The sequence below is a fragment of the Neobacillus drentensis genome, from assembly GCF_036962125.1.
GTDB lineage: Bacteria > Bacillota > Bacilli > Bacillales > Cytobacillaceae > Neobacillus > Neobacillus drentensis_B.
This window is the reverse complement of sequence record NZ_JBALOA010000023.1, coordinates 1-10,654: the sequence shown is the minus strand read 5'-3', so window position 1 is coordinate 10,654 and position 10,654 is coordinate 1. Positions and strand designations below refer to the sequence as shown.

Here is a 10,654-nt window from a genome sequence, read left to right as displayed (position 1 = left end):
TTGACTTATCGTAGGGCGGAGGGCGAAGGACACTAGCCGCTAGGGCGCTGGAGCTAGACAGTAAGAAAAGCGGAAGCGCCTTATTTGGGTGTCATATAGGTTAGAAGTTTGTATTTTTTTCAGCCAAGGAGGAATTTTTGCATGAGAGCTAGTGTGAGAGAGCATATTCAGCAGTTAGATGTTTCCTTAGGCGGAGGGATTATTTCTGAGAAAATCCGCGTCGACACGATAGACAATCCGATGCTCGTCATCGGCCTTGGCGGCACAGGCATTGATGCCCTATTACGATTAAAATATCAGGTCAATCGCCGATTCAAGCTCCCGCAAGACCCTTTATCCAAAAAGAAAAAGGATAAGCCCAATAATATTGAATTTTTAGCCTTTGAAACCAATGAGTATGACCGAAATAAAAAGTACAAGGGCATCGGTCTTGACCCTAACAAGGAATTTGTACTCCTTTCCAACCCGGAAATTGGCGGACTGCTCCAAAATCGCAGCACGATTGAGCCCTATATAAAGGAATGGCTCTCCCCTGAACTTCTGATTACTGACGGAATCAGCGGGGCCTCGGGTGTCCGCCAGGCAGGCAGATTGCTTCTGTTTACGAAAATCAATCAAGTCATCCAAACAATTGAACGGAAAATTGAAGCCGTCCTAGAAGGGACCAATAAACGGTTATACGTCTTCATCTTAACCGGACTTTCCGGCGGTACCGGCAGTGGCTGCTATCTTGATATTTCCTACATCACCCGCGGAATCATGGAGCGTAAATTTGGCCCAACAGGTGTGGATAAAGTCAGTATTCTCGGCTACCTTTTCACCCCTGATGTGAATTTATCCAAGCGGGGCTTAAGTTCACATACCGTCGAATACATTGAGAAAAATGGCTACGCGGCCTTAAAAGAGCTGGATTATTGGATGAACGCCGATGAACGAAATGAACGTTTCAAACAGAAGTACGGCAGTCTGTTGGAGGTTAACTCGCCGATGCCGCCGTTTAATCTCTGCCATTTAATCTCAGGGACGAATCTGGAAGGAAAATGGCTGGAGAACGCGTACGATTACTGCATGAATGTCACCGCTGAAAACATCACCAACTTCATGGTCAATGAAGAAAAGAAATCAGGCGAGGAGTTCGCGATTCATGATTATATCAGTAACATCCGGACTAATATCGCCCAAATGCCTAAGCCCTATGCCGCTAATTATCAATACAACATTATCGGTGCATCGATGGCAGAAATTCCGCTTGAAGAAATGACCACTTATATCGGCTATAAACTGTTTGAAAAAATGAACATCATGTTTAATGCAGGTCCCAATCAAGAAGAGGTTGAACAATTTTTAGAAAAACTGCGGATCGATTTGGATTCTGTCCATCGTCGCTTTAACGAATGTGTACCGGAAGCCTTATCTGGGTTTGAAAATAGTGACCGATTCTCTTACAACAATGTCATCAAAACTTCGGTCATTAATATTGATGACGAATTAAATCGTGAATTTTTATCAAAAGCACAAGAACAATATCGCAAATGCAAGAAACAGCTTCCAGGCGAGATTATGGAAGAGTTCCGCCGCCAGATTGAGCGCCTGTTCCTCCACCCGAAAAAAGGACCGATCTTTGCATCACGTTTGATCTATTCAAATGATGGCTTCTGCCTCTTAAAAACTTTGCGGACTTATATCGAAGGACTCCGCGACCGCTTAGAGCGCTTTCCTCGGGCGATTCAGTCTGAGCAGGAATATGCCTTGAATAAACTGGAGGAAGCCAGGAGTGCTTATATTTCAAAGGAGCGCAAAAAGAACGCCTATATTGAGGCCAAGCTGAATGAATATAATACGCGTGCTGAAAAGTTCCGAACGGAAGAAATGATTGAATTCTATGAGGACTTGTACCAGCTTCTCAATCGTCAAAACAAAAAAATCAATGAAGTATACAAGGAAATCCTCGAAACACTAAAAGTTATCTTCGAAAAGAATGCGGATATTCTCGTGGATGGAGAGGAAGTCAAGCACGAGGATGTCACCTATTATTGGCATTTGGTTAGTGTACCGGATGCTGCCCGTGAAATTCAGCGAATGTTCGATTCCAAAGACGGTGAATTATTGGTCTCGCAATGGTCCGAAATGCTCCTTGAACAATCGACCTATTGGGTCAAGGAAGCAGATGTCGATGTTGTCGGCACCGTGTCGGAATTCCTAACGGACCAGTTCGGTGAGTTGATCACTAAATCAATGGAAGACTTCTTACGAATGAAATACGGTGAAGATCTGCCAATCGACAAAATTATTGAGGATCATATTGCCGCAAGACTTGACCGGGACGCACTGCCCGTGTTCCATCTTGCCAACAGTAATGGACAGTTACACTTCCCCCAATGGGGCTTTGTTTCCGTACCGGTAAAGGCACCGAGTATTTTCAATGGCATTAAAAATTTCGAGAAGCATTCCTTGAGTCATTCCCGCTTCACGATAAAAGAAAGCGAACTGAAGAACCGAATTTTCTGGTTGAATACGAAAAATGGGATTCCGTTATTCGCCTATTCCCCATTAGCCATTTACGAAGCATCCTATGAAAAGACAATCTTAGAAAAAGAGGGCGTCGGCCGCCACCTGGTCCAAACAGAAAAGGAAAACTGGGCTTATCTCCCTTCACCAATTCCAGAAAAATCATGGGGAGATACCTACCAAAATGAGCGCGTCAGGCAATACAACTCCAGTGTCCGTGCCCTATTTGATGAGGCGTCCACATTTGGCTGTATCTCAGAAAAGAACGGTAATCAAAATACAAGCGCACGATTCCAATGTCATTTCACCAAAGAGGTCAGCCTTGTGGATTTATATGCTCAGTTTGAAGTGGATCCGAAACAGATTGATAAGGCAAGCCACGGAAACTTGAAACAATTGCTTACGAAGCTCAAAGAGGTATCTTCAGGAGGGATGGAGTCAGACGGAGTAAGTGATATTTTCGGAAGCACCAATTTGGAATTAGCCAAAGAAAACTTCATTCGTTCACCGAAACTGATTGCAAGGGTAAAAGAAGAAGTAAGAAAATACCGCCTGATTCAAGATAAGATGGCAGAGATTGAACAAAGGATCCAATCGCAAAAGAACAACGAGGTATCCCTGAATCAGTTCATCCAGGCTGTTTATACAAAAACGATTCGAAAAAGAGGCGCTCTTTATGTTTACGATAAAGAAATTGAGGAAGATGCTTGGGCACCGTTCGTTAACCTGATGAAAACAACAAAATTTGTAGATTTTGAAATCTATCAAGCGTTTAAGGCGTTGAGTGCTAAACAAATGGCCCAGCTTGAGAAGAAATCAGAACGCCGGAGCACTGACATGATTAACGAGGAAATGGCCACCGAACTGATTTCTGCATTGGAGGATATTGCTGCCACCTATCAAAAGGAAAAGGAAGCTCTTGATTATGACTACAAGGATATTGCGAACGGTGAAGAATTGTACAGCTTCTATAAAGGAATAACGATTAAAGTTCAGGAGATGCTCCGTCAATTAAAGTCATAAGGAACGTTTGACGAGAATGCAGAAATGAATGTGGGCACATGCAGGACTTGCTTGTGGCCAAAAAATTAGTAAGCGAAAAGCACTCTAGTCGCTAGGGTGCTGACGCTTAAGCTGGAGCTGGGCAATTTTCAACTAAATTTGTCTCAGATGAGGGGGGAAGAAGCTTGAGAGACCTTTTACAAACGTATGCACATAATTTTTCCAACCAACTAGAAAAAATGACGCTTGAAGTAAATGAACAGCGGAGTGTAAACCATCCGATTGTCTTTTTATTTTTGGGTGACCTCACTCTCGATGCCCTTCAATCCATCATGAGGATTAATGAAGAAAAATGGCAAAATAGCTCAGGGGTGCTTTATTTCCATGCCTGCCAAACAGAGACAGTCATAAATCCAAATGTGCTTTCCATTCAACTTCCTAACAAAGAAATCAGTCGGAAAACCAAACGCAAGGATATATATGAGGCCTTTTGCCGCGATGAAGACAAACTGATTGAACTAAATAAAGCCTATCGTCTGCTTTCCTCGAAACTAGCGGAGTACGGCAAGGTCTATTCCTCCCTTCAAAAAGTAAATCTCTGTGTCGTCACAGCATTTGATGACCCTGCCAATATTCTCATCCAAGAATTTACCTTATTGTTAAAAAGCATTCTTCAAGAATCGTTCCGACTGGTCGAAGTCGACCTTTATGGATTGATTAAAGAAAAACAGGACGGCGCAAATTTTGCCCTCTCTACCTCGCTCGGAATTAGTTTTTTCAAAGAATTAGATCGTTATCAAAGGGATGATTACACTTTCCAGAAAGACCTCCAGCTGACAGAGGACCAGCTGCGGCTTCCGGTGAGTCACCCTCCTTCCCCACTGTTTGACATGGTGTATTTACTCAGCGATAAAAATGAACAGGGTTTAATAACAAGTGAAGCCTTGCTGCAAAACTATGAAATTATCAGTAATCTTAATCTCTTAAAAAACCGCAAGATAATTACGGACTACCACGAAAAGATGGACAGCTATAATCATGCGGTCTTCCGCAGGGGGATTCGCGGAAATTCGAAGGAACCAGTGTACGCCTCCGCCGGCTTTTCCAAAGTAAACCGCCCCAACAAGGCGATTGCCCTTTATGCGGCAAGTCACTTTTACCAGCAGCTTGTTGAGGGGTTAAAGGCACCGATTTCCCAGCCACGGGAAAAATTGATCAGCCTATTTGGGCTGTCAGAGACTTTTTTTCAAAAGTACTATCATCAATGTCTTCCTTCCATTGATAAGCTCGAAGACATGAATGGATTAATCGGCACGACAAATTCTTATCAAACCGTGAAGCGAATGTCGGTCAGGGAGGCTGAGGAATACATGTTCGAGGGCGGAGCAGAACTATTCTTCGCTGCCAATTTCAAAGAACCTGTCCGTGAGCGCCTTCAACAGCTAAATCTGAAAGAAAAGATTCAGCGTATCCTTACTTATCATGTGATTCAACATGAAAAGTATGGTGTATATTGTGCCTATATCTGGACCGCGGATTCGAATGGTTCGGAGGTCAGTGTCATCCATGAACTTCACAAAATGCTTGCGGAGACAAAAAATGAGCAGGCAGAAAAACAAACACGGCTTGAGCAATACTATCAGCAGCTGGTGGATAGCTGCGATTTTAAAAGGAGTTATCTTCCTTTTTCTGACCGGAAAAACCTGCACCGTTTTTTACACTTCTTTTTTGAAGTTGTGTATGGCACTAAGTATGAACTGATCAAGCTTGACGTCAAACAGGCGGTTTTGAAGCAGTACTTAGAAGTCCTTGAAGATATCCATCTTCAATTGCAAACAAAAATACAGCACATCGATGAAGTAGGTTCTTTCTTAAAACAGGCCGCTCTCGATAGCCTGCTTGAGGCTGATGATTATTTGGATCAAAATATCCCCGAATATTATGCGGAAATCATGACGCATATTACCGCAAAATTAACAAAGAAGCACGGGGTTCATGTCTTTTCCGATCATCGCTTTCTTGGAAACCTGGCAGGGTTGCTTGAAAGTGGACCCAAAGCATTGCTTGAAAGGGTTCTCTCGGTTTGTAGTCGTGAGGTGTTAACCCAAGCGGAATTCCACCGCAGCTTTGAAGATGAGCTATTAGATCGGGCTAATGCAATGACCAACTATGAAAACCGTGATGTTCTCTCAAAAAGTGAATTATTTAAGCAATTATATAACCGTCTTGATGATCAATCGCCGGTACAGATTGAAGTGTTTAACTATACCCAGGAAAATCGTTACGAGGAAAAATACTTCTTCGGTGACTTTTACAGCAAGTTCATGGAGTTTGCTTTAGAAAAAGAATATGAGAGACGGCAATGCAAAGTTGGCTGCGCCCATGAAAAGAAAGCAAGCGGTATTGAAAAACTCACGCTCATGGGAGGATTCCACTTAACGGACTTACTGTACTATCGAAACGGGGAAAAATACTACCAGGCCTATTGTAATGAGGGTTTTGAATTCCACTCCAAAGCGGAGACCCCTGTTTAGTTTTCAAACCCTATTAAAATACGTCAGGCGTTCAGCTCCACACTGCGGAATATTCTATTCGAAATAAGGTGAATATTGGTGAATTGGGAAACCATTTCTTCTCCAAATCAAGAAATAAAAGATATAAAAAAGACCATAAGAGATGCCGACGTGCATTTAGCTTGGTTTTGGTCAAATGACATTGACTTTGTCTACATTTATAAAGCAGCAGCTGAAAATATGAAGCCGCCCCACGAGCTCACGTTACAGGACCTAAAGCTTTACACAAGGGAGGAATATAAGGCTGCTCAAGGTTATCTGAGCAGAATCGAGTCCATCGGCATCACCGCTTATCGCATTCTTCCCTGTCAAAAACGGGACGGCAATTTAGTGGTTTTCAACCAGGAAAATGATGACAATCTCGTTTATATCTCAGGTTCGAAAGCAAACATCTATTATTCTATTTCCTATAAAAAAAAGCTTTTTCAGACACGGAAAAAAGTACGGATGTCGATCATAACCGAGCATCCCCTCGATAAAGAGCTGTTAGTTTATGTGAAGAAAAGTGGAGGTGTTCCAGTATCGGTTGAGGACGGAACCGTCTATCCATTTGTGCGCGATTTCAACACGGGGAAAACGGTCCCTCCAGAGATTGAAATTGATAAAAATGAATATATCCGCCTTTTTTTTCGCGATAACACAAAATCTGTACAACGTTATCAGTTAATACCACAATAAGGGAGACTAGCCGCATGTTCGCTTTGCTTAAACGAATCTTTGAAAAAAAACAACCGGCCAAAGAACGGCAGCCTTTTTACGATATTATTTGTCCTTATTGCTTTTCAAGGTTCTCTCATGAAGAGGTGGTCTTTCGTGCGGCCCATCACCGCGATGATGATGAAGCCCTGGCTCTTCAGGAGGATGAATTGTTAAACAAGTACAGAGAAAAATTTGGGCTGGCCCCAATTGATGAACTGGAGGCCATTATTGAACCTTCCTACATTCCCGATGAAAATAAGCTCTATTCTGACCGTGTACTCATGGGTGTGTCAGACAAATATTCAGTTGTGACAAGAAACCGCCTCTGCCCTGCTTGTCACAATGACCTGCCCCTAACAGCAGGCAAGTATCCAAGTAATATCCTCTCCATTGTCGGTGCCACCTCAGTGGGGAAATCTGTCTATATGACCTCGCTGATTCATACCCTCCAGCATGTGACAGCCAACAATTTTGATGCGGCATGTATTCCGCTTGATAACGAGATGAGTAAGCGGTTTCGGGTAAACTATGAGATTCCGCTTTTTGAAAATGGCCGTCTATTACAATCGACCGAGAAAGTGAACCGTCAGGAGCCGTTCATATTTCAATTTGTTTTTAAGGATGAGGATCAGGCTCCGTTAACGCTGGTATTTTTCGATGTCGCCGGTGAAGGAATGACAGACAAGGACTACATCAAGCTCCATGCTGCCCATATCAAAAACTCTGCAGGGATTTTATTCTTGATCGATCCGATGCAAATCCGTACCATCCGCGAAAAATTAATCCATCAAATGGGGGAAAACCCCGGAAAGATTGTGGGTCAAGGGGGCGAGCCGCGTGAGGTGGTCATTTCCCTGTTCGGAGATTTCATCGCCCATCTTGAAAATAGCAAAACGGATATTCCAACCGCTGTTGTCTTAACAAAAAGCGATCTCTTGCATTCGTTGAAAAATGATGACGGCGACTATATTCAATCGAATAGTAATGTGTTCCGCCATGTGATTCACCGCGGCTTTTTAAATTTAGATGAATACGAAAACATTAACGGGGAAATTAGAAGGTTCCTTGCAAAGGTGGATACACCGTTCGTAAATGCCGTGGATGTTTACTTCCGTGATACCTCCTATTTCGCCGTGTCGGCCCTAGGCAGTAATCCAGTCGATCAACAGGTCAGCGGAATCATTAGTCCGGTTCGTGTCGACGAACCATTTATTTGGCTGCTTTATAAGCTGGGCTACATCGAAGGGAGAAATGAATAGTGAGCGGGAAGTTGATCGCACAGCAAATGTATACACGAGAACGGGGAGGCATCTTTCATGCCACGGACGGTTATGACACGATTGCCATTTCCGAGGGCCTTGATAAAGACTTTGTGAAAAAATACCTGCATCCTTTTTGTATCTACCATGCTCCCAAAACCCTTATGGAACGCGGTGAAAAGAATCCCTCATTTTACCCTGAGGCATTGACCATATTTCAGCCTGAAACCGGTGAACTTGTCATCGGTCAGGCTGTTTTTGTACCGGCGGATTTTACAGGCAGCCGCCGCACGTATTTTATGCATAACTATATAATTCCTCCAGCACTGAAGGATGAATGGCTGAAACAGCCAGAGCGAATATTTCAATGGAATGAGTTTCAAACCTCTTATAATATCGAGACAGGGATGCTGCTTCCAGAAGTGGAGACAGTTGAATATTCCTCGGCCGATATTCTTGCTGTGAAAGATGATTTGTTGGTTCGATTAGCGATTAGCGAGGACCAGTTCAAACAGCTTTTATTTGCGGTAATGACGTCTATCGCAGGCAAGAAAAAGGTGTTTATTTCATTGGATGTGCCCTTAGAAGACTACTCGAAGTATGCTCTTTTACTGTTAGAGTTACTGACCGTGTATTTACCCTATGCTCACCGCCGAAAACTAGGAGCGATCACCTTTACTAGTGCACCGGAAAGCAGAAATTATATCCATGTTACCTTTTTTGAGCCTGGCACATTAAATACAGCAGACCGCAGCATCGAGAAGCAGTTTATTTTTGACTTTGCGAACGAAAGGATTTCAGGTGACACTATTGATGGTCAGAAGCACGAGTATTTGGAATACATGCTCAACCATTTTTCAAAGTCAGAGCGAATTGATCCATTCCTAGAGTTTGCTGACCATGCATTATTGGGCCTGCCTGAAGAACAAAAACTCGAACTATCAAGTTACTATCAACTCTCCGATTTGTTTTTAACCTTATCAGATAAGGATATGACCCTTTATGAGAGAAATAAAATTAGCCTTTTACATAGTTTACTAAAGTTCTTGCAGGTAAACAGTAAGGAAAAGGCTGATTTAGTGGATCTCTTTGTCATGTTGCTTCAACAGGAACATCGAGCAGATGAGCCCGATATCGCACAGGACTATTTTCAAGCAGTTGTTTCCATCAATTCAATCCTCAGAAAGGATGAGGCTCTCGCCTTCCTTCTTGAGACAATGAAGTATTATCAGCACGAGCCCCTATTTCAGCAATTTTGGCGGGATATTGAACAGGACAAGGAGACCTATCAATCCATTGTCCTTTTTATCAATGACCATCCAGATTATAATGGGCTCCTTGAAAGTTATCTGCAGGATAGATTAAACAGGGCCGCTCAAGTTGATGAAGTTCTTTCCGAGTTAAAACAAATGTTGGAATCACCTTGTCTTTTAGCGAATGATACATTTGAAGCTGTTTCTATTAAGAAGCTTTCTTCTGCGATTACTATTACTTCGTTCAAGGATATTTTGGCCATTAAGGAATTCTCTATCGATCAGGAAAGCACCGAGTTTAGCTGCTTTAAAATGAATTTGCTCGTACATGGAATGATGGTCTTATTGGGGTCGATTCGTCTGGAGGAGTTAACCATAAAAGAAATACTTACGTTTGGTCATCTTTTTCCAAAAGGATTAAAGGTTAGCGATTTGAAGGAGGCAAAGGTAAAGGAAAATTACCTGATTACAAATATCCTTTACGATTTAGTCAGTACCCCCAATCACGCGAAAACCTATCATTTAGGTGCATTAACTGGAACAAGTCGCGGGAAGCTTAGAAATACGTTGAAACAAATATTGCGAAGCGAGTCGAATCCAGAGTATTTTCCCCTTTTATTCATGGCTTTTGAAACAGAGGAGAACGGGGTAGACTATCAAGCTTTGCTAGAATACGTGATTAAACACAGTGACGATAAAACCATTCTATCTTTTATTCGGGAAAACACCCGACTTATTGACCTTTATCCACTTTTCAGGGCAGCTTTGAAAAAATATTTAGTCAGTCATCCAGACTCAATCTTGGTAAATAAATCCTTAAGAAAAGAACTGAGATTAATTAAGAACAACAGCTTAAAAAAATTACTCAAAGAAGTCGAATTAGCTACCGCCACGCCGCTGGTTAAATTTTTAAAACAGTATGGGCTGAAACTATAGTCGTGGATGGAGCATTGCTTAGGGATGCTCTATTTATCGTCATTAATCAAAAAAAGTCGTTTTTTTGCAGTGATAGATAGCATGTGGGACTATTCAATTATGTATTTGGCGGAATAAATTGTGAACTTCGCGGAATTAATTTTAGACTTCGCGGGATTAATTAAAACTTTGGTGGAAAGTATTCGAAGTTTCGCGGGAAAACCTCAATTTTTGGCGGGATAAAATCGATATGTTCAGAAACAACAAAAAAGGGCAGCTAATTTTAGCTGTCCTTCTTCGTGCCTGGCAACGTCCTACTCTCACAGGGACGCGTGTCCCAACTACCATCGGCGCTGAGAAGCTTAACTTCCGTGTTCGGTATGGGAACGGGTGTGACCTTCTCGCCTTAATTACCAGACTATTTTCTTTTGAGGATTCATTCCCT

At 42.4% G+C, this 10,654-nt stretch carries 5 protein-coding genes and 1 rRNA gene; 5 read left to right on the top strand and 1 reads right to left on the bottom strand.

What is annotated here, in order from left to right:
* Positions 1–141: 141 nt before the first annotated feature.
* The 5 genes from V7121_RS19080 to V7121_RS19060 all read left to right on the top strand — a co-directional run bounded on the left by V7121_RS19080 (position 142) and on the right by V7121_RS19060 (position 10,230).
* Entirely contained in the window at positions 142–3,531 is a 3,390-nt protein-coding gene (locus V7121_RS19080) for a tubulin-like doman-containing protein (protein WP_335547447.1), read from the top strand.
* Between the two features lie 164 nt (positions 3,532–3,695).
* Entirely contained in the window at positions 3,696–6,044 is a 2,349-nt protein-coding gene (locus V7121_RS19075) for a hypothetical protein (RefSeq protein ID WP_335547444.1), read from the top strand.
* A gap of 78 nt (positions 6,045–6,122) precedes the next feature.
* On the top strand, positions 6,123–6,761 hold the full coding sequence (locus V7121_RS19070) for a hypothetical protein (protein ID WP_335499679.1): 639 nt from the start codon (positions 6,123–6,125) through the stop codon (positions 6,759–6,761).
* A 14-nt stretch (positions 6,762–6,775) separates the two neighbouring features.
* Complete coding sequence (locus V7121_RS19065) at positions 6,776–8,041, top strand: TRAFAC clade GTPase domain-containing protein (RefSeq protein WP_335547441.1); 1,266 nt, start codon at positions 6,776–6,778, stop codon at positions 8,039–8,041.
* On the top strand, positions 8,041–10,230 hold the full coding sequence (locus tag V7121_RS19060; protein WP_335547440.1) for a hypothetical protein: 2,190 nt from the start codon (positions 8,041–8,043) through the stop codon (positions 10,228–10,230). Before V7121_RS19065 ends, V7121_RS19060 begins: the two co-directional genes overlap by 1 nt.
* A gap of 280 nt (positions 10,231–10,510) precedes the next feature.
* On the opposite strand, the gene rrf is transcribed toward V7121_RS19060, so the two are convergent.
* Positions 10,511–10,627, bottom strand: a 5S ribosomal RNA gene (gene rrf / locus V7121_RS19055).
* Between the last annotated feature and the right edge of the window lie 27 nt (positions 10,628–10,654).